The following is a 25,491-nucleotide window of genomic DNA, read 5'->3' on the forward strand; positions in this document are numbered from 1 at the left end:
CGCAAGCCGCGGCGTCAGTGCCTGCGCGCTCGGCGGCCAGCCGGGCGGCCAGCGCATCGATGGCGCCGCGCACCTCGTAGAGCTGGCGGATGCGTGAGGGGTCGAGCTGGGTCACCTCGAAGCCGCGCTTGCCGCTCTCGGCGACCAGGCCCTGCCGGTGCAACAAATGCAACGCGTGCGACACCGGCTGGCGCGACACCCCGAGCTTGTCGGCGAGTTCGTTCTGCCGGATGCGCTGGCCGGGCTGAAGCGTGCGGTCGGAGATCGCCTCCAGGATCCGCGCATAGACCTGGTCGATCAGGTTCGGGAGCGGGTCGAGAGGGATCACGCCGGCAGCTCCGAGACGTAAAGAGGGAATACGGAATTCCGTATTCGAAGCTACGCTGCGGGATCGACCGCGTCAAGCGGTACCAGAGGGTGGCCCGACCTTCCATTTGGAGCAGCTAAGCTATTGATATTGCTAGCGCCATCTACTGTGCATGGGGTTGTTTTTCGAGAAAAATGATCTGGCCCCGGGCGATGCCCTCAGGGATGGTTGAGGCGGATGAAGATGGCCGACTTCACCGAAGCTCGCCTGAATGCGCTCGCCGCCACCACGGAGCAGCGCAAGACCACCGCCGGCCTGTTACTACCTAGCGCTCGAGCACCTCCACATCGAGCGTCGCAATTCGCTCGGCATCGGCCGTAGCATTGATCCCGGCGATCCGGCCGTCCCTGAAGCTGACGCGTAGCGCGATGCGCAGCTGGCCGCCGAGAACGACGGCGACGCCCATTTCGCCATCGACCAGCGCAGTCCGCGCGGCCTGGGCGCGGCCCTTGAAGGTCTGCGCCACCGCGTCCGCGCCGCGGATTTCGGGCAGTGAGCCAAGCCGCACCGCGGCCTGGTCGGCGCGGAATACGACGTCGGGATCGAGCACGGCCAGCAGGCCCTCGAAATCGCCCTCGCGCGAAGCTTTGAGGAAGGCATCGACGATTCCGCGCTGGCGCGACAGATCCGTCTCCGGCACCGGCGCACCCTGCACACGGCGTCGCGCGCGGCTCGCCAGCTGCCGCGAGGCATCGACCGAGCGGCCGACGATTGGCGCGATCTCATCGAAGGGAACGGCGAACATGTCGTGCAGCACGAAGGCGAGCCTTTCCGCCGGCTGCAGCGTTTCCAGCACGACCAGCAGCGCCGCGCCGACGGAATCGGCCATCTCCGCCTCGCGCTCCCGCGTCTCGTCGACCGGCTCGGGCACGTGCGGACCCATCGGATCCTCGCGGCGCGATTTCCGGGCGCGGAGCATGTCGAGGCAGATGCGCGCGACCACGGTGGTCAACCAGCCGCGCAGGTTCGCGACGTCGGACATATCGTAGCGGCTGACCCGCAGCCAGGCCTCCTGCACGGCATCGTCGACCTCAGCGCGGGAGCCCAGCATCCGGTAGGCGACCGCGCGCAGATGGTCCCGGCTGGCCTCGAACTGGCGGGTGAGAAGATTTTCTTCAGTCATCGGTCACATTCCCTCATCGCGATCCGTCATGCCCATGACGAAGCCAATCCGGTCGATGTGACCGGAACCTTCGAAATTCTCTAACGGAGACGCAAGATGATGCACGCCCGCATGAATCACCCGGTCATGGTCCTGCCGGAGGCCATGAATGTCCTTCAGTCCCTCGGCAATTTGACCAAGCAGGGTCTGCCGGAAAAGCTCCTGGAACTGGTGCACCTGCGCGCCAGCCAGATCAATGGCTGCAGCGTCTGCGTCGATATGCATCCCAAGGTCGCGCGCAAGCTTGGCGAGACCGATGAACGCCTCTTCGCCGTGTCCGCCTGGCGCGAGGCGCCCTATTTCACCGAGGCCGAGCGCGCCGCGCTGGCGCTGACCGAGGCGGTCACGCGTCTTGCCGATCGCGAGGATCCGGTGCCCGATGCGATCTGGAACGAGGCCGCCAAGCATTTTGACGAGCGCAAGCTCGCCACGTTGATCCTCTCGATCGCAACGATCAACGTCTGGAACCGGCTGAACGCGACGATCAAGATGCCGGTCGGCGTTTGGAAGATGTGAGCGCGTGTGAGGGAGGCACTGACCGCGCACTCCCTCTCCCCGCAGGCGGGGCGAGGGAGATCAACGACGGTGCGCGCCTTACGCAGCGCGCCTACTCCGCCAAGAACCTGTTCACCACTTCCCCGAACTCCAGCGGCGCCTGTTCGAACATCCAGTGGCCGGCGTTCGGGATCACCGCCGTCTTGCTGCCTGCGATGTGCTCGGCCAGCACGCGCCACATCACCGACAGACTTCCCGTGGTCGCGCCGCCGCCGATCAGCAGCGTCGGCGTCCTGATCGCCTGCGCATCCGCGAGTGTGTAGGGTTTGCGCTGCTCATTGATCTGGCCGATGAAGGTCAGTGCGTTGTCGCGCAGTTGCTGCTTGGCCGCCGCCGGCACGCGCCGCCAGGAGCCGTCGCCCTCGATGCCTTCGTAAAAATTCTGCAGCGCGCCCTCGATGTCGCCGGCGCGGATCATCTCGACCGAGCGCGCGGTGCGCGCGGCCAACGGCGGATGCGTGGGCGTGCCGGCGGGCACCGGCAGGCTGGCATCGAGATCGCCGCCCGGTTCGGCCAGCACCAGTTTTCGCAGGAGATCAGACCGGGCCTGCGCGACACGGAAGGCGATGTGTCCGCCGCGCGAATGGCCCATCAGGTCGACCGGTGCGGGCTGGACCTGCTCGATGAAGGCGATCGTATCAGCGACATGCCGGGCCATCTTGTAGTCGTCGCCGACGGCATCCCAATGCTCGGGAAAGAAGTGCCGCAGGCTGACCGAGATCACGCGATGGTTCTTCGACAGTGGGCCGAGCACCGAATACCAGGTGCGGAAATCGCCTAACGTGCCGTGCACGCAGACCAGCGGTGGGCCGTCTCCGATTTCGAGATAGGCCATGTCGTAACCGTTGACGCGAAATGTCTGCATGGGTCAGCTCGCCAGAAAATCCAGCACCACTTCGGAGTATTTCTGCGGCGCCTGCTCGAACATCGGATGTGTCGCGTTCGGGATGATCGCGGTCTTCGAATAGGGCACATGCGCCGCGAGCGCATGCAGCACCTTTGGAAGCAGGCCCTTGGTCCGCGCGCCAAGGATGAATAGCGTCGGCATTTTGATGGACTCCGCATCCGCTTTCGAGAACGGCGGGCGATTGTCGCGGACCTGGCCGATCAGCGTCATGGCGTTGTCGCGCAGATTCTGCTTCACCATCGCCGGCAGTCGCGGCCAGGTGCCGGGGCCCTCCAGCGTGTCGACGAAGACTGCGAGGCCACCGTCGACATCGCCGGCTGCGATCTTCTCAGCCGAGGCCGTGAAGCGCGCCAGTAGCGGCGAGGGGCCGCCGACGTAATCGGGATCGAGGCTTGCATCGAGCTCGCCGCCGGGCTCGGCCAGGATCAGCCGCCGCAATAGGTCGGGGCGCGCTTGCGCCACGCGGAAGCAGATGTGCCCGCCGCGGGAATGGCCCATCAGGTCGACCGGGCCGAGGTCGAGCTTCTCGATGAAGGCGATGACGTCGTCGACGTGCTGGGCAATCGAATAGGTGTCACCGAGGCCGTCCCATCGCGCCGGGAAGAAGTGCCTCAAGCTGACAGCGATCACCCGGTGCCGCTGCGAGAACGGGCCAAGCACGCAGCCCCAGATGCGGAAGTCCGAGAGCGAGCCGTGCACGCAGACCAGTGGCGGTCCGCCTTTGGCTTCGCCCACGTCGAGGTAGGGCATGTCGTATCCGTTGACGTGGAGGCTTTGCATTCTGGGCTCGCGCGAAGGAACAGGAACTCCTGTGCAAGATTCCCGGAAACCGGGTGGATCGCAACTATTTCCAAGCCTAGATTTCGCAGGAGATCAAAGAGGGGGCCTGCGACGAGGAAGCAAGCCAGGAACCAAGCCATGACCGACCAGCATTTTGCCCTGTTCGATACCAGGATCGGCCTGTGCGCCATCGCCTGGGGCCCGCGCGGCATCAACGGCACGCAATTGCCGATGGGCGGCGAGCAGAAGATCCGCACCCGTATCCATCAGCGCCATGCGGAGGCGACCGAAGCCGAGCCCACCGCCGAGGTGCAGCGGGCGATCGACCGCATCGTCAAGCTGCTCGCGGGCGAGCCGGATGATCTCACCGACATCCCGCTCGATCTCGACGGCGTGCCCGAGTTCAATCGCGGCGTCTACGACATTGCCCGCACCATCCCGCCGGGCAAGACCATGACCTATGGCGACATTGCGAAGCAACTCGGCGGCGTCGAACTGTCGCGCGACGTCGGCCAGGCGCTCGGCCGCAATCCGTGCCCGATCGTCGTGCCCTGCCATCGCGTGCTGGCGGCCGGCAACAAGCCCGGCGGCTTCTCGGCGAATGGCGGCGTGGTGACGAAGCTGAAGATGCTCGAGATCGAAGGCGCGCTGGTGAACCACACGCCGAGCCTGTTTGATTGAGGTTGCGGGACGCGTAGGGTGGGTTAGCCGAAGGCGTAACCCACCTCTTTCGTCTCCGTGGAGACAAACAGTGGTGGGTTACGCTACGCTAACCCATCCTACGAATCCCCCGCTAAATCTCCGCTGCCGTCTTCGGCCAATACCTGTCGCGCAAATGCCGCTTCACCAGCTTACCCGTGGGCGTGCGCGGCAGCTCGGCCTCGAAATCGATCGAGCGCGGACACTTGATGGCGGAGAGGCGGCCCTTGCAATAGGCGATCAACTCGGCCTCGAGCGCCTTGCCGGCACGCTTCATGTCGTGCGGTTGCACCACCGCCTTGACCTCTTCGCCCATCTCCTCATTCGGAACGCCGAACACGGCGACGTCAGCGACTTCTGGATGGGTGATCAGCACGTCCTCGGTCTCCTGCGGATAGATGTTCACCCCGCCGGAGATGATCATGTAGGACTTGCGGTCGGTGAGATAGAGGAAGCCGTCCTTGTCGAGATAGCCGACGTCGCCAAGCGTCGACCAGCCCTTGGCATTGTAGGCCTTCTTCGTCTTTTCAGGATCGTTGTGATAGGTGAAGGCCGGCGCGTCGGCGAAATAGACCGTGCCGATTTCGCCCACCGGCTGCTCCTCGTCGTTCTCGTCCAAGATCTTGACCTTGCCGACCACGGCGCGGCCGACGCTGCCGCGGTGCGCCAGCCAATCTTTCGAATTGCAGACGGTGACGCCGTTGCCTTCCGAGCCGGCATAGTACTCGATCAGGATCGGTCCCCACCATTCGATCATCTTGGCTTTGACGTCGACGGGGCAGGGCGCGGCGGCGTGGATCGCGCCCTTCAGCGTGGAGACATTGTATTTGGTGCGCACCTCGTCCGGCAGCTTCAGCATGCGCACGAACATGGTCGGCACCAGCTGCGACTGCGTGACCTTGTATTGCTCGACGAGCTTCAAAAATTCCTCGGCGTCAAAATGCTCCATGATGATGGAGGTGCCGCCGAGCACGACCGCCATCATGTTGAAGCGCAACGGGGCCGCGTGATAGAGCGGCGCCGGAGAAAGGTAGATTGTGTCGGCGTTCATGCCACACATATTGGCACAGAGCACGCGCAGGAATGCGTTCGGCTCGTCGATCGGCTTGCCCTCGAACGCCTTCTTGACGCCTTTCGGACGGCCCGTGGTGCCGGACGAATACAGCATGTCGTAGCCGGCGACCTCGTCCGCGATCGGCGTCGTCGGCTGCGCGGCGGCTTCTTTGTCGTAGGAGCGGAAGCCCGGTAGCGGTTCGTCCATCATGTAGAAGATCGGCTCGCCGGCGGCGCCCTTGATCAGGCCCTTGATCTGGTCGGTGCATTTCGGCGTTGTGATCACGACCTTGGCGCTGCAATCCTTGACGATGTAGTCGATCTCGTCCTGCTTCAGATAGCGGCTGATCGCGGTGTAATAGAGCCCGCTGCGTTGTGCCGCCCAGCAGATCTCCATGAAGGCGAGCCGGTTCTCCATCAACAGCGCGATGTGGTCGCCGGCCTTGAGGCCAAGCGAGCGGAAGAGCTGCGCGCCCTGGTTCGAGAGCTCGTCGAGCTCGCGATAGGTAATCGCCTTGCCGGTGCCGGCCATCTGATAGGCGATCTTGTTCGGCGTGGTGCGGGCGTGGATGGAGGGGTGGGTCATCGGGGAGGTCTCGCAACAAAAAAGGTGTCATCCCGGCGAAGGCCGGGATCCATAACCACGGGCCTCGGTTGTTGAAACGAGATGGAGCTCCAGCGCAGCACAACCACAGCTTCCTGTGGTTATGGGTCCCGGATCGGCGCGCGCTTGAGGCGCGCTGGTCCGGGACGACACCGTTTGCGTGGCCGCAGCTTACAGCCGCTCCACGATCGTGACGTTGGCCATGCCGCCACCCTCGCACATGGTCTGGAGGCCATAGCGCTTGCCGCGTTGGTGCAGGGCGTGGACCAGCGTGGTCATCAGCTTGGTGCCGGAGCCGCCGAGGGGGTGGCCGAGCGCGATCGCGCCGCCGTTGACGTTGAGACGCTCCGGATCGGCGCCGGTGGTCTTGAGCCAGGCAGTCGGCACCGAGGCAAAGGCCTCGTTGACCTCGAACAGATCAATGTCGCCAATCTTCATGCCGGCCTTCTCCAGCGCGCGCTTGGTCGCGTGCAGCGGAGCGTCGAGCATGATGACGGGGTCGCCGCCGGTCATGGTCATGTGGTGGATGCGACCGAGCGGCTTGACGCCGAGCTGCTTCAGGCCGCGCTCATTCACCACCATGACGCCGGAGGCGCCGTCGCAGATCTGGCTGGCGCTGGCCGCGGTGAGCTTGCCGTTCTCGGCGATCAGCTTGACGCCCTTGATGCCTTCGATCGTTGCGTCGAAACGGATGCCTTCGTCGATGTGGTGAGTGTCCTTGCTGCCGTCGGCACGGGTGATCTGGAGCGGCACGATCTCCTTCTTGAAGTGGCCGGCCTGGGTCGCCGCGATTGCGCGCTGATGGCTGTTGTAGGAGTACTCGTCGAGCTCATCCTTGGAGAGGCCGTACTTCTCGGCCATCATCTCCGCGCCGGTGAACTGGCTGAACACGATGTTGGGATATTTCTTCTCGATGCCCGGGCTCTTGTAATTGCCAAAACCGTTCTTGGCCGGGAGCTGTGACGACAGGCCCATCGGCACCCGCGTCATCGATTCCACGCCGGCGGCGATCACCACGTCCATCGCGCCGGACATCACGGCTTGCGCGGCGAAGTGCAGCGCCTGCTGCGAGGAGCCGCACTGGCGGTCGATCGAGGTCCCCGGCACGCTCTCCGGCAGTTTTGACGCCATCACCGCGTTGCGTGCGACGTTGTTGGACTGCTCACCGACCTGCATCACGCAGCCCATGATCACGTCCTCGACCAGGGCTGGATCGACCTTGGTGCGGTCGACCAGCTCGTCCAGCACTTTTGCGGCCAGATCGGCCGGATGCCAGCCGGCGAGGCGGCCCCCCTTGCGCCCGCCCGCAGTGCGCGCAGCGGCGACGATGTAAGCCTCGGCCATTCGGTTTCTCCCTGAATTCTTGATTGGGGTTGGTTGTCGGGGACGGATTTAAGGGGCGCGCGATCGTTTAGTCAATCGATCAATTAACTCTTGTGATGCGGCGCGGCTTGCGCTTATCTGCGCGCCTCACGAGGCATTTTCAGGGATCTCTGTGGCTACCAGCGTACCGACCAAGCTCCCCAGCGGAAAGAATTCCACGGCAGAGAAATTGCTCGTGGCCGCGAGCGAGCTGATGATCGAACGCTCCTCGATCGAGATCTCGCTTTCCGACATCGCCCAGAAGTCGGGCGCCAACGCCGCGCTGGTCAAATATCATTTCGGCAACAAGGACGGCCTGCTGCTGGCGCTGCTGGAGCGCAACGCCGCGACCGAACTGTCCAATCTCGAATATCTGCTGGCGCAGCCGATCACGCCGACCGCGAAGCTGAAGCTGCATATCGGAGGCATCATCCGGGCCTACTACCGGTTCCCGTACATGAACCGGCTGATCCACTATCTCCTGCACGAGACCAAGCCGGAATGCGCAGATGAGGTGTCGAAGTTCTTCGTCGCGCCGCTGCTGGACTTCCACCGCCGCCTGCTGGCCGACGGCGTCAGCCGCGGCGAGTTCCGCGCCACCGATCCGGTGCTGTTCTACACCAGCCTGATCGGCGCCTGCGATCACCTGTTCTTCGGCCGGCACGCGATGTCTCGCGCGACCGGCGTCGGCCCGGTCACCGACGAAGTCTGCCGGCAATACATCAAGCACATGGAAACGCTGATCTGCGGCGGCATCCTCACGCAAGTCGAGGAAGCTGCCGCGGCTGGATGATCCGGCCGAACCTTCAAGTCCAGAGAAGAAACGCCCAAGGAAAAGGTAAAGGAAAGGTACAAGCGATGCAGTTGAAAGACGTAGCCGTTCTCATCACCGGCGGCGGTTCGGGCCTGGGTGCCGCGACCGCCCGCGCCATGGCTACCAAGGGCGCCAAGATCGGCGTGATCGACCAGAGCAAGGAAAACGCCGAGAAGGTCGCCGCTGAGGTGAAGGGCGTCGCGCTCCATGCCGACGTCACCAGCGAGGAGCAGATCAAGGCGGCGATCGCCAAGGCAGAAGCCGCGCATGGCGTCGCGCGCGTGCTGATGAACTGCGCCGGCATCGGCGGTTCGCAGCGGATCGTCGGCCGCGACGGCGTCTATCCGCTGGAGAAGTTCGCGCGCATCATCAACGTCAATTTGATCGGCACCTTCAACTGCCTGCGGCTGTTCGCAGAGCGTCTCGTCACGATCGAGCCGATCGGTGAGGAGCGCGGCGTAATCGTCAACACGGCCTCGGTCGCCGCGTACGAAGGTCAGATCGGCCAGATCGCCTATTCGGCGTCGAAGGGCGGCGTCGTTGGCCTGACGCTGCCGGCCGCGCGCGATCTCGCCAGCCAGAAGATCCGCGTCAACACCATCGCGCCCGGCCTGTTCTTCACGCCGCTGCTGATGGGCCTCAACGAAGAAGCCCGCAAGAGCCTGGGCGCCCAGGTGCCGCACCCTTCGCGCCTCGGTGACGCCGCCGAATACGGCATGCTCGCAGTGCACATCGTCGAGAACCCGATGCTCAACGGCGAGACCATCCGCCTCGACGGCGCCATTCGCATGGCGCCGCGGTAGACGCGCTGTCGTCCTGGCGAAAGCCAGGACCCATTGCCACCGGCGTGAGTAGTCGCGCGAGCTTGACCAACGCCGGTGGTTCAACAACTCGGGACTGTGGTTATGGGTCCTGGATCAGCGCTCGCTCCGCTCGCTTGTCCAGGACGACGATGGGGAGATTGCGCATGTCCCAACTGCTGCTGATCGAGCATAACGATGGCGTCGACCGGGTCACGCTCAATCGGCCCGAACACCTCAATGCGCTCGATCCGGCGCTGATCGACGCGCTCAACACCTACTTCCAAGGCCTCCAGCGCAACCGCGATACCCGCGTCGTCGTGTTGAAAGGCGCCGGCAGGAATTTTTGCGCGGGCCTCGATCTCAAGGCCGCGATGGCGCGCCGCGCCGGTCAGCAGGAGCCGCCCGGTGTGACCGAGTCGCTCGACTCGCAGCGGCGCATCGCCGACATCGTGATGCTGATGCGGCGTTGCCCGCAGCCAATTCTCGCGCTGGTGCAGGGCGCCGCGGCCGGCGGCGGCTTCGCGCTGGCGCTCGCGTCCGACATCCGGATTGCGACGACATCGGCGCGGATGAACTGCGCCTTCATCAAGCTTGGTCTTGGCGGCTGCGACATCGGCACCAGCTATTTCCTGCCGCGCCTCGTCGGCGTGTCCGTGGCATCCGAGCTGATCCTCACCGGGCGCTTCATCGGCGCCGAGCGCGCGTTGGCGGTCGGGCTCGTTTCGGAGGTCGTAGATGAGGACAAGCTCGACGACGCGGCGGCGCCTTATATCGACGCGATGATGACGGCCTCGCCCGTGGGGCTGCGTCTGTCCAAGGAATGTCTCAACATGAGCGTCGATGCCGGGTCGCTGGAAGCAGCGATTGCGATGGAGGACCGCAACCAGGTCCTGTGCAGTCGTTCCGAGGAATTTTCGGAAGGCATCAGGGCCTTCCTTGAGAAGCGAAAGCCTGTCTATATCAAGCGCTGAACGAGAATGATCCGCAAAGGACATTAATTCCGGGAGACGCAAAATGAGTGGAAGCGCGGCGGCGGTGATGACGAAGCCCGCCTTTCGCAAGGTCGAGTGGCTCGCGCGCGACATTGACGTCGAGCGCCGCGGCGACGGCACGCTGGTGCTGAAGTCGCGCATTCCGCTGCAGCCTTACGAGAACCACATCCCGGCTTCGCTGGCGAAATGGGCGAAGGAAGCGCCCGCGCGCACCTGGCTCGCGCAGCGCGGCGGGCCCACCCGCGAATGGCGCAAGGTGTCCTATGGCGAGGCCAAGCGCACCGTGGATGCGCTGACGCAAGCGCTGCTGAACCTCGAGCTCGAGGGACGGCCCGTCACGATCCTTTCCGGCAATTCGATCGAGCACGCCCTGATGACACAGGCCGCGATGCAGGCGCGGGTCCCGGCGGCTCCCGTGTCGCCGGCCTACTCGCTGATGAGCCACGATCACGTCAAGCTGAAATACCTGTTCGACCTGATCAAGCCGGCCGTGGTGATGGTGCAGGACGGCCCGACCTTCGAGAAGGCCCTGAAGGCGCTCGACCTTACCGGCGTCACCGTCGTTCACGTCGCACGCTCCTGCGACGGCATCAAGAGCGTCAGCTTTGCCGAGCTCGCCGCAACGCCCGTGACCGCCGAGGTTGAGGCGTCGATTGCACAGATCACGCCGCAGACCGTCGGCAAGCTGCTGTTCACCTCCGGCTCGACCGGCATGCCCAAGGCCGTCATCAACACGCAAGGGATGATGTGCGCCAACGCGGCGATGATGATGCAGGTGCGGCCGCGCGATCCCAGCGGTCCGATCTCGACCATGCTGGACTGGATGCCCTGGAACCACACCATGGGCGGCAATGCGGCATTCCACCCCGTGCTGGTCGACGGCGGCACGCTCTATATCGACGACGGCCGGCCGATGCCGGGCCAGTTCGAGGAGACGTTGCGCAATTTGCACGAGATATCGCCGACCTATTACGCCAACGTGCCGGCCGGCTATGCCGCACTGGCGGCGGCGATGGAGAAGGACGACGCGCTGTGCCGATCCTTCTTCAAGAACCTGTCGATCATGGCCTATGGCGGCGCGCGGCTGCCCGACGATCTCTACGACCGCATGCAGGCGCTGGCGGTGAAGACGACCGGTGAGCGCATCGTGTTCTACACCGGCTGGGGCTCGACCGAGACCGCGCCGACCTCGACCGGCACCTATTGGGACACCGAGCGCGTCGGCCTGATCGGCTTGCCGTTCCCCGGGGTCGAATTGAAAATGGTGCCGTGCGGCTCGAAATACGAGCTGCGCCTGCGCGGCGTCAATGTCACGCCTGGCTATTTCGGCCAGCCGGAGCTGACGAAAAAGATGTTCGACGAGGAAGGCTTTTACTGCATCGGCGATGCCGGCATCTTCGTCGACGATGCCGATCCGGTGCAGGGCATCATCTTTGCCGGGCGCGTGGTGGAAGACTTCAAGCTCACCACGGGCACGTTCGTGCATGTCGGCTCGCTCCGGACCGATGCGATCGCGGCCGCGACTCCCGTCGTGCATGACGCGCTGATCGCGGGACAGGATCGCGCCTTCATTGGCCTGCTCGCCTGGCCAAACCTGCATGCCTGCCGCCAGCTCGTCGGCAATCCCGATCTGAGCTTTACGGATGCGGTGAAGCACCCCGAGGTGATCGCCTGCTTCAGGCGCGGGCTGGAGACGCACAACCGGGAGTGCGAGGGCGCCAGCAGCCGCGTCATCGCGCGCGCCATGTTGATGGTCGAGCCGCCTTCGATCGACGGCAATGAGCTCACCGACAAGGGCTACATCAACCAGCGCGCCGGCTTGGAGCGCCGCGCGATGCTGGTGGAGCGGCTTTATGCGGACAAGCCGGATCAGGATGTGATCGTGCTGCGATGAATGCACAACTCTCTCATCTCGTCATTCCCCGGGGGCGCGCAGCGCGAACTTTGATGCGCAATTGCGCATCAGAGAATCCATCGGGCCGCATTGACGCGGTGGAATGGATTCCGGGCTCGCGACTTCGTCGCGCCCCGGAATAACGGCATCAATGAATGACAACGAATAAAAAGGTGGCCCGCCATGAACTTTGACTTTTCGGACGACCAGAAGCAGCTCCGCGACCAGGCGCGCAAATTCCTCAACGAGAAGTGCTCGCCCAAGGCCGTGCGCGTCGTACTCGACGGCAAGGCACCCTACGACAAGGAACTGTGGAAGGGCCTTGCCGAGATGGGGCTTCTCGGCGTCGCGATTCCCGAAGAATTCGGCGGCGCGGGCGCCGGCCATCTCGAGCTCTGCGTGGTCGCGGAGGAAATGGGGCGCGCGAACGCGCCGGTGCCGTTCTCCTCGACCGTGTACCTTGCCGCCGAAGCGCTGCTGATCGCCGGCAGCGACGCGCAAAAGAAGAAATGGCTGCCCGCGATTGCTTCGGGCGAGGCGATCGGCACGCTGGCGCTGTTCGAGGGCAAGGGCAATCCGTCGCCGAAGAACGTCAAGCTGACCGCTTCGAATGGCGTGCTCAACGGCGTCAAGAAGCCGGTGGCTGATGGCGCCATCGCCGACTTCGCCGTGGTTGCCGCGCGCACGGGATCGAGTGGGCGTGAGAATGATATCTCGCTGTTCCTGGTCGATCTCAAAGGCGCGGGTGTTGAGGTGAAAAGTCTCACCAATCTCGATCCCACCCGCGGGCAGGCCGAGATCACCTTCAAAGACTGCAAGGCCGAGCCGCTGGGGGCTGCCGGCGATGGCTGGAGCATCCTCACCCAGGTGCTGGACCGCGCCGCCGTGCTCTGCGCCTTCGAGCAGGTCGGCGGTGCCGACCGCGCCCTGGAGATGGGCCGCGACTATGCGCTCGATCGCATCGCCTTCGGCCGTCAGATTGGCTCGTTCCAGGCGGTCAAGCACATGCTCGCCGACATGTATGTCTCGGCGACGCTGGCACGCTCCAACAGCTATTACGGTGCTTGGGCGCTCTCGACCAACGCTGCCGAATTGCCGGAAGCGGCGGCGGCCGCGCGGATCAGCGCGACGCAGGCCTTCCAGCACTGTGCCAAGAACAACATCCAGGTTCACGGCGGCATGGGCTTTACCTGGGAGTTCGACTGCCACGTGTACTACCGCCGCGCCAACGCCATGGCGCTCGGGCTCGGCAGCCTCACCTATTGGGAAGATCAGTTGATCGATCGCATGCGGAAGAAGAACGCGGCGTAAGCCGCCGCTCGTGTCCCGGACGCGATGCGGCATGCAATGCCGCTTCGCAGAGCCGGGACCCAGAGGCCGCAATGGACCCCGGATCTGCAGCGCATCACTCCGTGCTGCGCAGCGTCCGGGGAACGAAACCGAGAGATGAGACCATGAACTTCGACGACACCCCGCAGGAAGCCGAATTCCGCGCCACCGCCCGCGCCTGGATCGGTGCCAACGCACCCAAGCAATACGAGGACGAGCTGCGCAAATCCTCGCTCGGCCGCACGCAGCTCAAGAACGCGAACATTCTCGAGGTCGCAAAGGCCTGGCAGAAGAAGAAGGCCGATGCCGGCTGGGCCTGCCTGCACTGGCCGAAGGAATATGGCGGCCGCGGTGCCTCGCCGATCGAGCGCGTGATCTGGCAGCAGGAGGAGGGGCCGTTCGGAAAGCTCTCCCACATGTTCATCATCGGCCACGGCATGTGCGGGCCGACCATGATGGCGTTTGCGCGCGAGGAGCATAAGCGGACCTATCTGCCGCCGCTCGCTTCAGGCGAGAAGATCTGGTGCCAGCTGTTTTCCGAGCCGGCCGGCGGCTCGGACGTCGCGGGCCTGCGCACGCGTGCCGAGAAGGACGGTGAAGACTGGGTCATCAACGGCCAGAAGATCTGGACCTCGGGCGCGCATTATTCGGACTACGGCATTCTCCTGACCCGCACCGACCCGACCGTGCCAAAGCACAAGGGCCTCACCATGTTCTTCCTGGACATGAAAAGCCCGGGCGTCGAGGTCAGGCCGATCAAGCAGGCGAGCGGCGCCTCCGATTTCAACGAGGTCTATTTCACCAATGTCCGTATCCCCGACCACCAGCGCCTCGGCGAAGTCGGAGACGGCTGGAACGTCTCGCTGACCACGCTGATGAACGAGCGCATGTCGATCGGCGCCGGCGTCTCGACCGGCTTTCCGGAGCTGTTCGAGTATTGCTCCAGCCTGATGCTCGACGATGGACCTGCGATCGAGGATCGCGCGGTGCGCGCGAAGCTCGCGAACTGGGCGGTGAAGGCGAGCGGCCTGCGCTACACCAGCATGCGCGCGATCTCGGCGCTGTCGAAGGGCGAGCGGCCGGGTCCGGAGAATTCCATCGGCAAGTTGGTGGCGGGCTCCATGATCCAGGACGTCGCGACCTACGCGCTGGAGCTGCAAGGCGCGGCTGGCGTCGTCAGCGGCCCCGAAGACGCCGAAGTGGCTGGCCGCTTCCAGGCGATGCTGCTGCGCGCACCGGGTACGCGCGTCGAAGGCGGCACCGACGAGATCATGCGCAACATTATCGCCGAGCGGGTGCTGGGCCTGCCGGGCGATATCCGTGTCGACAAGGACGTGCCGTTCAACAAGATCCCGACGAAGGGAAGAGGTTAGAGGTCCGCCATGAATTTCGACGACACCCCGCAAGAAGCCGCATTCCGCGAGACCGCGCGCAAATGGGTCGAGGCTAACGCGCCGAAGGAGCTGCATGCCGAGCTGTCAAAATCCTCGCTCGGCCGCATCCGGCTTGCCAAGCAGGACATCGTCGATGTCGGCAAGGCCTGGCAGAAGAAGAAGTTCGAAGCGGGCTGGGCCTGCCTGCACTGGCCGAAGGAATATGGCGGCCGCGGCGCGACGCCGATCGAGCGCGTGATCTGGCAGCAGGAGGAGGGCGTCTACGGCAAGCTGACGCAGCCGTTCCAGATCGGCGAGGGCATGTGCGGCCCGACCGTGATGGCCTTCGGCAGCGAGGATGCCAAGCGCCGATATCTGCCGAAGCTCGCCTCGGGCGAGGAGATCTGGTGCCAGCTGTTCTCCGAACCGTCGGCCGGGTCCGACGTCGCGGGCCTCCGCACGCGCGCGGAGAGGAAGGGCGATAATTGGATCGTCAACGGCCAGAAGATCTGGACCTCGGGTGCGCATTATTCCGACTACGGCCTCCTGATCGCGCGCACCGATCCTGGTGTCCCCAAGCACAAGGGCCTCACCATGTTCTTCCTGGACATGAAGAGCCCGGGTGTCGAGGTGCGTCCGATCAAGCAGGCCAACGGCATGCAGGAGTTCAACGAGGTCTATTTCACCGACGTCGTGATCCCCGACAGCCAGCGCCTCGGCGCCGTCGGCGAGGGCTGGAGCGTGTCGCTGACCACGCTGATGAACGAGCGCATGTCGATCGGCGCGCGGCTCGCAACCGGCGTGCCAGAAATGTTCGAGTTCTGCTCGAATCTGATGCTGGAGGATGGGCTTGCGATCGATGATCCGGCGGTGCGATCAAAGCTTGCGAACTGGGCGGTGAAAGCGAGCGGCCTGCGCTACACCAGCATGCGTGCGATCTCGGCGCTGTCGAAGGGCGAGCGGCCGGGCCCGGAGAATTCGATCGGCAAGCTGGTCTCGGGCATGATGCTCCAGGACATCGCCACCTACGCCATGGACCTGCAGGGCGCGGCCGGCGTTCTCACCGGCAGCGACGAGGAGACGGTGCAGGGCCAATTCCAGCAGATGCTGCTGTCCTCGCCTTCGATGCGCATCGCCGGCGGCACTGACGAAATTTTACGCAACATCATCGCCGAGCGGGTACTGGGTCTGCCAGGTGACATCCGCGTCGACAAGGACGTGCCGTACAACAAGATCCCGACCAAGGGACGTTGATCTCACCTCTCGCTGTATCTTGTAGGGTGGGCAAAGCGAAGCGTGCCCACCATATGCAGATGCTCCGGGGTAAGTCTGTCGGTGGGCATGGCGCTATGCGCCTTTGCCCACCCTGCGAAGAGCGCGAGCCAAACATGGATGCAAAAGTGAGCCAGACCCAGGACCGCATCGGCGTGCTCGAAGAGCTCCTCAACGAGCGCTACTCCGTGCGTGCCTTTCTACCGAAGGAAGTTGACCGTGCCACCATCGAGCATGTGCTGACTACCGCGCAGCGCACGGCGTCCTGGTGCAACAGCCAGCCCTGGCAGGTGATCATCGCCAGCGGCGCGGCCAAGGAGCGCTTTCGCCAGGCGATCTACAAGGAAGCCTCCGGCGGTCTCGGCGACGACTACGATTTCATCCCGCCGCGCGAATATGTCGGGGTCTATCTCGAACGCCGGCGCGAGAGCGGCTTTCAGCTCTACAACACGCTCGGCATCGCGCGCGGCGACAAGGCGGCCTATGCCAGGCAGGCGCTGGAGAATTACAACTTCTTCGGCGCGCCGCATGTGGCGATCATCCACACCAACGAGCCGCTCGGCATCTATGGTGCGATCGATTGCGGCGCCTATGTCTCCAACTTCATGCTGGCCGCGCAGGCGCTTAGGCTCGGCACCATTCCGCAGGCGGCGCTCGCGCGCCATTCCGGCCTGATCCGCCGTCACTTCAACCTGCCGGACGATCGCCGTGTCGTCTGCGGCATCTCGTTCGGCTATGCCGACCACGCGCACAAGGTCAACAGCTACCGCACCTCGCGGGCCAATGTCGCGGACACCGTGACCTTCGTGGACGAGTGATCGGCGCTGCAAGCTTGGCGCCCTCAGGTTCTCGCACGCACGCAAAGGCGGCCGCGGAAGGGGCCGCCTTCATGCCGTCTCGATCCTGATGATGCCTGCCGTCAGCCGCCGCTGCCGCCGATCACGGCCCGTACGGTCTCGTCGGGCCCAAAGTCCTCGGCGCCCTCGACATAGAGCAGCGCGGCGAGCTTCGAGCGGGCGCGGTTGACGCGGCTCTTGATCGTGCCGACCGCGCAGCCGCAGATCGAGGCCGCGTCCTCGTAGGAGAAGCCGGAGGCGCCGACCAGGATCAGCGCTTCACGCTGGTCCTGTGGAAGCTTGTCGAGCGCCGTACGAAACTCCTCGAATTCGAGATGCGCGTTTTGCGACGGCTGGGTCTTCAGTGTCTTGGCGTAGTTGCCTTCGGCGTCCTCGACCTCCCGCCGCCGCTTGCGATAGTCGGAGCGGAACAGGTTGCGCAGGATCGTGAACAGCCACGCCGGCAGGTTGGAGCCGGGCTGGAACGAGTCGATGTTGGCCAGCGCGCGGAGCAGCGTCTCCTGCACCAAATCGTCGGCGCGGTCCGCATTGCCGCTGAGCGAGATGGCGAACGCGCGTAAGCTCGGCACGGCCGCCAGGATGTCGTTACGCAGGGAGTCCGTGAGAGGCATTAATCCCTCCCATTGTTGTTGTCGTTGGATCCACCCTCATTTTCCACTTGGTGGGCCGCTCCCGGTGCATCAAGCTTCTTGATCAGTTCCGCGAACCGATCCGGAACCCCTTGCCGCACCACGTCGTCGTACATGGCGCGCAGCTGATGCCCGATCCGGGATTGGATCTCCGGAGTGAGCCCTCCCTTGCCGGGGGTCGTGCTTTTGCTGGCTTGAGACTTGAGATCTTTCATGACCTGTTCCACGTTTCCCCGAGTTAAGTGACTGTAAAATCGAGAATTTTTCTCAACCGGGAGCCGTTCCCTGGATAGGCTCAATGCGGGTTGCGAGAAAAAGTTCCGCCCAATACGGAACTTTTCTCAAGCTGAGGCGTAATCAGCCGAGCAGGGGAACCCGGGCCCCCCGCGTAACGCTGACCTCAGGGTAACCTCAAGTCTGGCCCGAAGATGAATGGAGTGGGGATGTCCCGTTCACAGCTTGTTGCTGAACACTTGCCGTTGTTGCGCCGGTACGCACGCGCCCTGACGGGCAGCCAGGCCTCCGGTGACGCCTATGTCGCAGCCATGTTGGAAGCCATGCTTGGCGATCCGTCGGTGCTCGACGAGAGTCATGGGCCGCGCGCCGGCCTGTTCCGGCTCTTCACCCAGATATGGAATTCCGTCTCCGTCAACGACGATGCCGAGGTGACGACCTTGCCGATGCCGCCGGAGCGGCGGTTGTCGAACATCACGCCTCTGCCGCGGCAGGCCTTCCTGCTGCTGTCGCTCGAGGGCTTTTCGGAAGAGGAAGTCGCCTTCATCCTCGGCACCGACGTGGGTGAGACGCGGCGGCTCGCGGACGCTGCCGGACGCGAGATGGCGGCCGAGATCGCCACCGACGTGCTGATCATCGAGGACGAGACCTTCATCGCCATGGACCTCGAGAGCCTGGTGAAGAATCTCGGCCACAACGTCGTCGGCGTCGCGCGCACCCATGCCGATGCGGTGGCGCTGGCCAAGAACAGGCGGCCCGGCCTGATCCTCGCCGACATCCAGCTCGCCGACGGCTCGTCGGGCCTGGACGCCGTCAACGAGCTGCTCCGCACCTTCGAGGTGCCGGTGGTGTTCATCACCGCCTATCCCGAGCGCTTCCTCACCGGCGAGCGTCCCGAGCCGGCATTCCTGATCTCAAAGCCGTTCCAGCCCGCGATGGTATCGGCGGTGGCGAGCCAGGCCCTGTTCTTCCAGCGCAACTCGCGCAACCGCACGCCCAAGGCGCCGGCGGCGTAACGATGCGCCTGTAGTCTGAGCGTTCGTAACGCATTTAATCCGGCGTGCTGCAAGGCGCGCCGGATTTTTCGTGTTCGCTTGCGGCGCTTGACGGCATCGCGTTCGCCGCTCAAACCTCGTGCATCGACACAATCGGAGATGTGCTCATGGACCCGCAGCTGCTCGATCGCCTCGCCATCCGCGACCTCGTCGAGAACTGGGCGGTGTGGCGCGACGCCGGTGACTGGGAGCGCTTTGCGACGGTCTGGCATGAAGAAGGCTGGATGTCCGCCACCTGGTTTCAGGGGCCAGCGCGGGATTTCATGCGCGTCAGCCAGGAGGGCTTCGCCAAGGGGGTGCGCATCCTGCATTTCCTCGGCGGCACCAGCATCGACCTCAGCGGTGAGCGGGCCATCGCACAGACCAAGATGACGATCTCGCAGCGGGCTTTGGTGCACGACGTGCTCTGCGACGTCATCTGCACCGGCCGCTTCTACGATTTCCTGGAGAAGCGGCAGGGCCAATGGGGCATCGTCCGCCGCCAGCCGATCTACGAGAAGGACCGGATCGATCCGGTCGATCCCGCCGCGACGCTTCAGCTCGACCAGAAAGCGCTCGCCGCGCTCCCCGAAGGCTACCGCCACCTCGCCTATATGCAGGAGCTGATCGGCTACAAGGTCAAGCGCGACATGCCGGGCCTCACCGGACCCGAAGTCGAGAAGCTCTATGACGAGGGGCGGGACTGGCTGGCGGGACCGCCAAATAACGCGACGCAAAAGTGAGCCCCAGATAAAAGTAAGGCGCGACTGGCATCACCACAGTCGCGCCCTACGTCGCCGGCTTATGGGGCAGGGGGGAATAGCCGGCTGCTGAGACGACTCCCGTCCGCAAAAGTCGTTCCACGCCTTGCGAAATATTTTGCGGGCCTCCGGCATTTTTCGCACACGGTTAAGTGATCGTAACGGCCAAGAACCCCTGATCCTCCGCCCGCGTTGTTCCCGCGATCGCCATGGGGCGAGGGATCCATAGCCATGTCACAGATTCAAAAGGTATTTTTGGGCGCCGTCGCGATTGCCGCCACGCTGGGTGCCGTGCAACTGGCCTCCGGCCATGATTTGGCCGACCGCTGGCAGGCGGTCGCCGACATCTCCAGCCAGAGCTCAAACTTCGCCCCGAGCCACAACGTCAATCGTGCCGGCAAGGCCGACCGGCTCGGCGAGATCAAGCCGGCACCGGTCGCCACCCGCACCGTGTCGATGCGGCTCAACGATCTTGCCGACACGTCGGTGCTGTTGCGGGTCCCCGCGGTGATCGAAACCGGCAATGCCAAGCCGCCGGTGCTGCTCCAGAACCAGAAGAACCAGAAGCAGGGCCGCAGCAAGCCGACGATCGCCTGCGAGCCGATGGTCAGTTCCCTGACCGAGATCGCCAAGCTGCTCCAGCCCGGCCGCTGTGTGACCTGATCCGCGCCATTGGTCCGACCAAGGCTGCTCTGTCGCGACTTGCGGCAGAGCCTTCACATCCTCTTGATCCGCCGTTTCATCGCGCTATATCCGGGTTCCTTCCCTTTGATTTGACCGGGTAAGCGCATGACGACGTCAGATACGGCTGTGCACACGCAGCCTTTCCAGGCCGAAGTTTCCGAACTGCTGCACCTCATGGTGCACGCCGTTTATTCGGAAACCGACATCTTCCTCCGCGAGCTCATCTCCAATGCCTCCGATGCCTGCGACAAGCTGCGCTACGAGGCGATCGCCAGTCCGGACCTGCTCGGTGAGGGCGACGCGCTCAAGATCCGCATCATCCCGAACAAGTCGGTCGGTACGCTCACGGTCGCCGACAACGGCATCGGTATGGAGCGGCAGGAGCTGATCGATCATCTCGGCACCATCGCCCGCTCCGGCACCAAGGCGTTCGTGTCCAAGCTGAAGGAAGCCAAGGACGGCCTCGGGCTGATCGGCCAGTTCGGCGTCGGCTTCTATTCCGCCTTCATGGTCGCCGAGAAGATCGACGTGGTCAGCCGCCGCGCCGGTGAGAGTGACGTCTGGACCTGGACGTCTTCCGGCGGCTCCGGATTCGAGATCGCTCGCGCCAGCGACGAGGACGCGGCGCGCGTGGCCCGCGGCACCGAGATCGTCCTGCACCTCAAGGACGACGCCAAGAAATATCTCGAGACCTACGAGATCGAGCGCATCGTCGGTGCCTATTCCGACAACATCCTGTTTCCCATCGAGCTCGTGCCTGGCGAGGGCGAGCCGCGCCAGATCAATTCGGCAAGCGCGCTGTGGCAGCGCTCGAAATCCGAGCTGACGGCAGACGATTACAAGAAGGCCTATCAGCAGATCGCCTCCGCCTTCGACGATCCCGCGATGACGCTGCACTACCGCGCCGAGGGCCGCTATTCCTACGCCGTGCTGCTGTTCGCACCCTCGACGAAACCGTTCGACCTGTTCGAGCCGAACCGTAAGGGCCGCGTCAAACTCTACGTCCGCCGGGTCTTCATCACCGATGATGCTGATCTGCTGCCGGGCTACCTCCGCTTCATCCGTGGCGTCGTCGACAGCGAGGATCTCCCGCTCAACATCTCCCGCGAGATGCTGCAGAATAATCCGCAGCTCGCGCAGATCCGCAAAGCCGTGGCGACCCGCGTCGTGTCCGAGCTCGAAAGCCTCGCCGAGAAGGACGCGGAGAATTTTGCCAAGATCTGGGACGCCTTCGGCGCGGTGCTGAAGGAAGGCATCTACGAGGATTTCGAGCGTCGCGAAAAGCTGCTGGCGCTGTCGCGCTTCACCACGACGTCGGGTGAAAAGCGGTCGCTGAGGCAGGTTATCGCCGATTTCAAGCCGAACCAGACCGAGATCTATTATCTCGTCGGCGACAGCATCGAGCGGCTGAAGTCCAATCCGCGGCTCGAGGCCGCGACTGCGCGCGGCATCGAGGTGCTGCTGCTGTCCGATCCCGTCGACGCCTTCTGGACCTCGATGCCCTCGGAGTTCGACGGCAAGCCGCTGAAATCGCTGAGCCAGGGCGATCTCAATCTCGACCTGATCCCGCGCCTCGACGACGAGGACGAGGCGAAGAAGGATGAGCCTGAGGCGGATGAAGCCGCTACCATCGCGGTAATCAAGGCCGCACTCGGCGAGCGCGTTAGCGACGTCAAGGCCTCGACGCGCCTCACCAACTCGGCCTCCTGCCTGGTCGCCGACAGCCAGGGGCCGAGCCGCGAGCTGGAGCGCATTCTGGCGCAGCAGAACCGGGGCATGAAGACCAAGCCGATCCTCGAGATCAATCTGCGCCATCCGCTGGTGAGCGCGATCACCAAGGCGCAGGCCGGCTCGAGCGACGTCGACGATCTCAGCTTACTGCTGCTCGAACAGGCCCAGATCCTGGACGGCGAATTGCCGGAAGATCCGGCAGCGTTTGCGGCGAGGTTGAACCGGCTGGTGTTGCAGGGACTGGGCGGATAGGCGGAATTACTGCTTCCTCGATCGTCATGCCCGGGCTTGTCCCGGGCATCCACGTCCTTGCTCACATGCGGCTCTACGTGGATGGCCGGGACAAGCCCGGCCATGACGATCTCGAACGTCGCTCGCTCGTGCTCCTCACAGCATTGCTCACTCCGCCGCATCCTTCTGCTTGTCACCAGCTGCCTCCGCCTCCGGCTTTCCCTCCATCCAGCGCGAAAGCAGGTTGGAGAAGCGGTCGAGGTAGAGATAGACGATGGGGGTCGTGAACAGCGTCAGGGCCTGGCTCACCAGAAGGCCGCCGACCATGGCATAGCCGAGCGGCTGCCGGATCTCGGCGCCGGTGCCGTGGCCGAGCATCAGCGGCACGCCGCCGAGCAGGGCCGCCATTGTCGTCATCATGATCGGACGGAAGCGCAGCAGCGCGGCCTGGCGGATCGACTGCTCAGGCGTCAAATGCTGCTCGCGCTCGGCGACGATGGCAAAGTCCACCATCATGATCCCGTTCTTCTTGACGATGCCGATCAGCAGAATGACCCCGATCAGGGCGATGAGGCTGAAGTCGAAGCCGAAGATCATCAGGATCGCGATCGCGCCGACGCCGGCCGACGGCAGCGTGGACAGGATGGTCAGTGGGTGGATGTAACTCTCGTAGAGCACGCCCAGCACGAGATACACGACGACGAGCGCCGCGAGGATCAGCATCGGCACGGTGCCGAGCGATTGCTGGAACGCCTGCGCGGTGCCCTGGAAGCTCGTCGATAGCGTCGGCGGCGCGCCCATCGTGCTGACCGCGCGCAGCACGGCATCGGTCGCCTGTCCCAAGGCCACGCCTTCGGCAAGGTTGAAGCTGATCGTGACCGCCGGAAACTGGCCCTGATGCGCGATCGCGAGCGGCCGCACCGGCACGTTGGTCCAGTTGCAGATCACCGAGAGCGGCACCTGCTCGCCGGTGAGCGGCGATTTGATGTAGAGCTTCTCGAGCGTCTCGAGCTGCCCCTGCAGCGCCGGCGTGATCTCGAGCACGACGTGATAGCTGTTGGTCTGGGTGAAATACTGCGCGACCTGGCGCTGGCCGAAGGCGTCGTAGAGCGTGTCGTCGATCAATTGCGGCTGGATGCCGTAGCGTGCGGCGGTGTCGCGATTGATCCTAAGCTGCAGCGTCGTGCCCTCGGTCTGCTGGTCGGTGGCGACGTCGCGCAGTTGCGGCAGGCCTCTCATGCCGGCCAGGATCTTTGGCGCCCATTCGTTCAGCTCGGCGAGATTGGCGTCCTGGAGCGTGAACTCGAACTGTGTGCGGGTGGCGCGCCCTCCGAGCCGCACGTCCTGCGAGGCCTGCATATAGAGGCGTGCGCCCTCGACTTCGGCGAGTTTTGGCCGCAACCTCGCGATAATCTGCTGTGCGCTGGCATCGCGCTCACCGATCGGCTTCAGAGTGATATACATGCGCCCCGAATTCAGCGCCGTGCCGCCGCCGCCGATGAACATCGCAATGGAGTCGACGGCAGGGTCGGCCTGCACGATGGCATTGAGCTCCTCCTGCCGGCGCTTCATCTCGGTGAAGGAGATGTCCTGGGGCATCTCGGACACCGCGGTGAGGAAGCCGTTATCCTGCTGCGGGAAGAAGCCCTTCGGGATCACGATGAACAGCAGCGCCGAGAGCGCGACGGTGCCGAAGAAGATGAGAAGCGTGACGAAGCTGTGCCGCAGGGCGAGGTCCAGCCCGCGTTCGTAAGCGTCGAGCAGGCGCTCGAACATCCGCTCGCTCCACTGGTAGAAGCGGCCGCGCCGCGCCTCGTGGTCGGCGCGCAGGAAGCGCGAGGCCATCATCGGCGTCAGGGTCAGCGACACCACGAGCGAAACCAAGATCGCCATCGATAGCGTCACCGCGAATTCGCGGAACAGCCGCCCGATGATGCCACCCATCAGCAGCAGCGGGATCAGCACGGCAACCAGCGAGATGCTGATGGAAACGATGGTGAAGCCGATCTCGGCGGCGCCCTTGTACGCCGCGGCGAGTGGGCTTTCGCCCCGCTCGACATAGCGCGTGATGTTCTCCAGCATCACGATGGCATCGTCGACCACGAAGCCGACCGCAATGGTCAGCGCCATCAGCGAGAGATTGTCCAGCGAATAGCCGAACACCCACATCAGCGAGCAGGCGCCGAGCAGAGCCAGCGGAACCGTGATGCTCGGGATTATCGTGGCCCAGAAGCTGCGCAGGAAAATGAAGATCACCATCACCACGAGCGCGATGGTGATCATGAGCGTGATCTGCACGTCATCGACCGCGGCGCGGATGGTGATGGTGCGATCGCTGATGATCTTGATCTTGATCGCGGGCGGGATCGCCGCGATCAGCCGCGGCAGTTTCTCCTTGATGCGGTCGACGGTCTCGATGACGTTGGCGCCGGGTTGCTTGAAGATGACCAGGAACACGCCGCGCTTGCCGTCGGCCCAGGCCGCGGTCTTCATGTCCTCCGGGCCGGCCACGGCCTCGCCGATGTCGCGGATCCGTAAAGGCGCGCCGTTGCGGTAGGCGACGATGACGTCCCTCCAGTGCTCGGCCTCGAGCAGCTGATCGTTGGCGTAGATGGTATAGGAGCGGCGCGTACCGTCGATGTTGCCCTTCGGGCTGTCCGCGGTGGCGGTCGCGATCTGGCTGCGAACGTCCTCCAGCGACAATCCCTTGGCGACGAGCTTGGTCGGATCGATCTGGATGCGCACCGAGGGTTTTTGCTGACCGCCGACGAACACCTGCGCCACGCCGGGGATCTGGCTGATCTGCTGGGCGAGCTGGGCGTCGGTGCGGTCGCTGACCGTGGTCAGCGGTAGCGTGTCGGAGGTCGCCGACAGGATCATGATCGGCGAGTCCGCCGGGTTGACCTTGCGATAGGTCGGCGGCGAGGGCAGATTCTTCGGCAACTGTCCGCTCGCCGCGTTGATCGCGGCCTGCACGTCATTGGCGGCGGCGTCGATCAGGCGGTTGAGATCGAACTGGATGGTGATCGACGCCGAGCCCAGCGAGCTCGTCGAGGTCATCTGCGTGATGCCGGGGATTTGCGCGAGCTGGCGTTCGAGCGGCTGTGCCACCGAGGAGGCCATGGTTTCGGGGCTGCCGCCCGGAAGCGATGCGGAGACCTGGATGGTGGGAAAGTCGACCTGGGGTAGCGGTGCAACCGGCAGCAGAGGATAGGCCACGAGGCCTACGAACAGGATGCCCGCCATCAGCAGCGAGGTGCCGATCGGGTAACGGATGAAGGGAGACGAAAAGCTCTCTTGCATGCCCTGAGCCTGCAGACCGGCCGGCGCATCTTTCCCCGCGCATGGCGGAGCCGCGCTCGAG

At 64.4% G+C, this 25,491-nt stretch carries 23 protein-coding genes; 14 read left to right on the forward strand and 9 right to left on the reverse strand.

Annotation, left to right across the window (positions count from 1 at the left end):
• Both CWO91_RS16820 and CWO91_RS16825 read right to left on the reverse strand, forming a co-directional pair.
• A partial coding sequence (locus CWO91_RS16820) for a GntR family transcriptional regulator (RefSeq protein WP_130214520.1) occupies positions 1-328 on the reverse strand: 328 nt, incomplete at its 3' end.
• Between the two features lie 304 nt (positions 329-632).
• Positions 633-1,490, reverse strand: a complete 858-nt coding sequence (locus tag CWO91_RS16825) for a sigma-70 family RNA polymerase sigma factor (RefSeq protein ID WP_130214522.1) — start codon at positions 1,488-1,490, stop codon at positions 633-635.
• A 99-nt stretch (positions 1,491-1,589) separates the two neighbouring features.
• On the opposite strand from CWO91_RS16825, the gene CWO91_RS16830 reads away from it, so the two are divergent.
• Positions 1,590-2,045: a carboxymuconolactone decarboxylase family protein gene (locus CWO91_RS16830; protein ID WP_130214622.1), complete on the forward strand. Its 456-nt coding sequence runs from the start codon at positions 1,590-1,592 to the stop codon at positions 2,043-2,045.
• Between the two features lie 91 nt (positions 2,046-2,136).
• On the opposite strand, the gene CWO91_RS16835 is transcribed toward CWO91_RS16830, so the two are convergent.
• A complete protein-coding gene (locus CWO91_RS16835; protein ID WP_130214524.1) occupies positions 2,137-2,949 on the reverse strand; it encodes an alpha/beta fold hydrolase in 813 nt (270 codons plus the stop codon).
• Positions 2,950-2,952: 3 nt separating this feature from the next.
• The gene (locus tag CWO91_RS16840) at positions 2,953-3,771 is read right to left on the reverse strand and encodes an alpha/beta fold hydrolase (protein ID WP_130214526.1); all 819 of its coding nucleotides are present in this window, start codon (positions 3,769-3,771) and stop codon (positions 2,953-2,955) included.
• Between the two features lie 138 nt (positions 3,772-3,909).
• Here CWO91_RS16840 and CWO91_RS16845 point away from each other — a divergent pair, with 138 nt between their 5' ends.
• Positions 3,910-4,452 carry a methylated-DNA--[protein]-cysteine S-methyltransferase gene (locus CWO91_RS16845; protein ID WP_128931243.1) on the forward strand — a complete coding sequence of 181 codons (543 nt, stop codon included), beginning with the start codon at positions 3,910-3,912 and terminating at the stop codon, positions 4,450-4,452.
• 112 nt (positions 4,453-4,564) lie between these two features.
• Here the strand turns inward: CWO91_RS16845 and CWO91_RS16850 are convergent, their stop codons facing one another.
• Both CWO91_RS16850 and CWO91_RS16855 read right to left on the reverse strand, forming a co-directional pair.
• Positions 4,565-6,109: an acyl-CoA synthetase gene (locus CWO91_RS16850; protein WP_130214528.1), complete on the reverse strand. Its 1,545-nt coding sequence runs from the start codon at positions 6,107-6,109 to the stop codon at positions 4,565-4,567.
• A 189-nt stretch (positions 6,110-6,298) separates the two neighbouring features.
• A complete protein-coding gene (locus CWO91_RS16855; RefSeq protein WP_130214530.1) occupies positions 6,299-7,471 on the reverse strand; it encodes an acetyl-CoA C-acetyltransferase in 1,173 nt (390 codons plus the stop codon).
• Positions 7,472-7,622: 151 nt separating this feature from the next.
• Between CWO91_RS16855 and CWO91_RS16860 the strand changes: the two genes are divergently transcribed.
• The 8 genes from CWO91_RS16860 (at position 7,623) to CWO91_RS16895 (ending at position 16,784) form a co-directional block, all read left to right on the forward strand.
• Positions 7,623-8,282, forward strand: a complete 660-nt coding sequence (locus CWO91_RS16860) for a TetR family transcriptional regulator (RefSeq protein ID WP_208753037.1) — start codon at positions 7,623-7,625, stop codon at positions 8,280-8,282.
• 65 nt (positions 8,283-8,347) lie between these two features.
• Positions 8,348-9,106, forward strand: coding sequence for an SDR family NAD(P)-dependent oxidoreductase (locus tag CWO91_RS16865; RefSeq protein WP_130214534.1), 759 nt, complete (start codon positions 8,348-8,350; stop codon positions 9,104-9,106).
• A gap of 164 nt (positions 9,107-9,270) precedes the next feature.
• Complete coding sequence (locus tag CWO91_RS16870; RefSeq protein WP_130214536.1) at positions 9,271-10,077, forward strand: enoyl-CoA hydratase/isomerase family protein; 807 nt, start codon at positions 9,271-9,273, stop codon at positions 10,075-10,077.
• A gap of 43 nt (positions 10,078-10,120) precedes the next feature.
• Positions 10,121-11,992 (forward strand): AMP-binding protein, encoded by a 1,872-nt coding sequence (locus CWO91_RS16875; protein WP_130214538.1) that lies wholly within the window; start codon positions 10,121-10,123, stop codon positions 11,990-11,992.
• Positions 11,993-12,175: 183 nt separating this feature from the next.
• On the forward strand, positions 12,176-13,303 hold the full coding sequence (locus CWO91_RS16880; protein WP_130214540.1) for an acyl-CoA dehydrogenase family protein: 1,128 nt from the start codon (positions 12,176-12,178) through the stop codon (positions 13,301-13,303).
• 143 nt (positions 13,304-13,446) lie between these two features.
• Positions 13,447-14,694: an acyl-CoA dehydrogenase gene (locus CWO91_RS16885; protein WP_130214542.1), complete on the forward strand. Its 1,248-nt coding sequence runs from the start codon at positions 13,447-13,449 to the stop codon at positions 14,692-14,694.
• A gap of 9 nt (positions 14,695-14,703) precedes the next feature.
• Positions 14,704-15,948, forward strand: a complete 1,245-nt coding sequence (locus CWO91_RS16890) for an acyl-CoA dehydrogenase (protein ID WP_130214544.1) — start codon at positions 14,704-14,706, stop codon at positions 15,946-15,948.
• Between the two features lie 134 nt (positions 15,949-16,082).
• On the forward strand, positions 16,083-16,784 hold the full coding sequence (locus tag CWO91_RS16895) for a nitroreductase (protein ID WP_130214546.1): 702 nt from the start codon (positions 16,083-16,085) through the stop codon (positions 16,782-16,784).
• A 101-nt stretch (positions 16,785-16,885) separates the two neighbouring features.
• Here CWO91_RS16895 and CWO91_RS16900 read toward each other — a convergent pair whose 3' ends face one another.
• Together CWO91_RS16900 and CWO91_RS16905 are read right to left on the reverse strand one after the other, a co-directional pair.
• Positions 16,886-17,434 carry a sigma-70 family RNA polymerase sigma factor gene (locus CWO91_RS16900; RefSeq protein WP_008543571.1) on the reverse strand — a complete coding sequence of 183 codons (549 nt, stop codon included), beginning with the start codon at positions 17,432-17,434 and terminating at the stop codon, positions 16,886-16,888.
• Entirely contained in the window at positions 17,434-17,667 is a 234-nt protein-coding gene (locus CWO91_RS16905; protein ID WP_164934705.1) for a NepR family anti-sigma factor, read from the reverse strand. The genes CWO91_RS16900 and CWO91_RS16905 overlap by 1 nt, the downstream gene beginning before the upstream one ends.
• A 228-nt stretch (positions 17,668-17,895) precedes the next feature.
• Between CWO91_RS16905 and CWO91_RS16910 the strand changes: the two genes are divergently transcribed.
• From CWO91_RS16910 to htpG, 4 genes are all read left to right on the forward strand, one after another.
• Positions 17,896-18,702, forward strand: a complete 807-nt coding sequence (locus CWO91_RS16910) for a response regulator (RefSeq protein ID WP_164934704.1) — start codon at positions 17,896-17,898, stop codon at positions 18,700-18,702.
• Between the two features lie 146 nt (positions 18,703-18,848).
• A complete protein-coding gene (locus CWO91_RS16915; RefSeq protein ID WP_130214548.1) occupies positions 18,849-19,463 on the forward strand; it encodes a nuclear transport factor 2 family protein in 615 nt (204 codons plus the stop codon).
• A gap of 249 nt (positions 19,464-19,712) precedes the next feature.
• Positions 19,713-20,144, forward strand: coding sequence for a hypothetical protein (locus CWO91_RS16920; protein ID WP_128939958.1), 432 nt, complete (start codon positions 19,713-19,715; stop codon positions 20,142-20,144).
• A 126-nt stretch (positions 20,145-20,270) separates the two neighbouring features.
• On the forward strand, positions 20,271-22,148 hold the full coding sequence (htpG, locus tag CWO91_RS16925; protein ID WP_130214550.1) for a molecular chaperone HtpG: 1,878 nt from the start codon (positions 20,271-20,273) through the stop codon (positions 22,146-22,148).
• A 147-nt stretch (positions 22,149-22,295) separates the two neighbouring features.
• Here htpG and CWO91_RS16930 read toward each other — a convergent pair whose 3' ends face one another.
• A complete protein-coding gene (locus CWO91_RS16930; RefSeq protein ID WP_130214552.1) occupies positions 22,296-25,430 on the reverse strand; it encodes a multidrug efflux RND transporter permease subunit in 3,135 nt (1,044 codons plus the stop codon).
• Between the last annotated feature and the right edge of the window lie 61 nt (positions 25,431-25,491).

This window comes from Bradyrhizobium genosp. SA-3, assembly GCF_004212635.1.
GTDB lineage: Bacteria > Pseudomonadota > Alphaproteobacteria > Rhizobiales > Xanthobacteraceae > Bradyrhizobium.

Excerpts from the sequence above, each read along its gene's own strand:
- CWO91_RS16825 (WP_130214522.1), bottom strand. The coding sequence starts at position 1,490 with ATGACTGAAGAAAATCTTCTCACCCGCCAGTTCGAGGCCAGCCGGGAC.
- CWO91_RS16830 (WP_130214622.1), top strand. The coding sequence starts at position 1,590 with ATGCACGCCCGCATGAATCACCCGGTCATGGTCCTGCCGGAGGCCATG.
- CWO91_RS16835 (WP_130214524.1), bottom strand. The coding sequence starts at position 2,949 with ATGCAGACATTTCGCGTCAACGGTTACGACATGGCCTATCTCGAAATC.
- CWO91_RS16840 (WP_130214526.1), bottom strand. The coding sequence starts at position 3,771 with ATGCAAAGCCTCCACGTCAACGGATACGACATGCCCTACCTCGACGTG.
- CWO91_RS16845 (WP_128931243.1), top strand. The coding sequence starts at position 3,910 with ATGACCGACCAGCATTTTGCCCTGTTCGATACCAGGATCGGCCTGTGC.
- CWO91_RS16850 (WP_130214528.1), bottom strand. The coding sequence starts at position 6,109 with ATGACCCACCCCTCCATCCACGCCCGCACCACGCCGAACAAGATCGCC.
- CWO91_RS16855 (WP_130214530.1), bottom strand. The coding sequence starts at position 7,471 with ATGGCCGAGGCTTACATCGTCGCCGCTGCGCGCACTGCGGGCGGGCGC.
- CWO91_RS16865 (WP_130214534.1), top strand. The coding sequence starts at position 8,348 with ATGCAGTTGAAAGACGTAGCCGTTCTCATCACCGGCGGCGGTTCGGGC.
- CWO91_RS16870 (WP_130214536.1), top strand. The coding sequence starts at position 9,271 with ATGTCCCAACTGCTGCTGATCGAGCATAACGATGGCGTCGACCGGGTC.
- CWO91_RS16875 (WP_130214538.1), top strand. The coding sequence starts at position 10,121 with ATGAGTGGAAGCGCGGCGGCGGTGATGACGAAGCCCGCCTTTCGCAAG.
- CWO91_RS16880 (WP_130214540.1), top strand. The coding sequence starts at position 12,176 with ATGAACTTTGACTTTTCGGACGACCAGAAGCAGCTCCGCGACCAGGCG.
- CWO91_RS16885 (WP_130214542.1), top strand. The coding sequence starts at position 13,447 with ATGAACTTCGACGACACCCCGCAGGAAGCCGAATTCCGCGCCACCGCC.
- CWO91_RS16890 (WP_130214544.1), top strand. The coding sequence starts at position 14,704 with ATGAATTTCGACGACACCCCGCAAGAAGCCGCATTCCGCGAGACCGCG.
- CWO91_RS16895 (WP_130214546.1), top strand. The coding sequence starts at position 16,083 with ATGGATGCAAAAGTGAGCCAGACCCAGGACCGCATCGGCGTGCTCGAA.
- CWO91_RS16900 (WP_008543571.1), bottom strand. The coding sequence starts at position 17,434 with ATGCCTCTCACGGACTCCCTGCGTAACGACATCCTGGCGGCCGTGCCG.
- CWO91_RS16905 (WP_164934705.1), bottom strand. The coding sequence starts at position 17,667 with ATGAAAGATCTCAAGTCTCAAGCCAGCAAAAGCACGACCCCCGGCAAG.
- CWO91_RS16910 (WP_164934704.1), top strand. The coding sequence starts at position 17,896 with ATGTCCCGTTCACAGCTTGTTGCTGAACACTTGCCGTTGTTGCGCCGG.
- CWO91_RS16915 (WP_130214548.1), top strand. The coding sequence starts at position 18,849 with ATGGACCCGCAGCTGCTCGATCGCCTCGCCATCCGCGACCTCGTCGAG.
- CWO91_RS16920 (WP_128939958.1), top strand. The coding sequence starts at position 19,713 with ATGTCACAGATTCAAAAGGTATTTTTGGGCGCCGTCGCGATTGCCGCC.
- htpG (WP_130214550.1), top strand. The coding sequence starts at position 20,271 with ATGACGACGTCAGATACGGCTGTGCACACGCAGCCTTTCCAGGCCGAA.
- CWO91_RS16930 (WP_130214552.1), bottom strand. The coding sequence starts at position 25,430 with ATGCAAGAGAGCTTTTCGTCTCCCTTCATCCGTTACCCGATCGGCACC.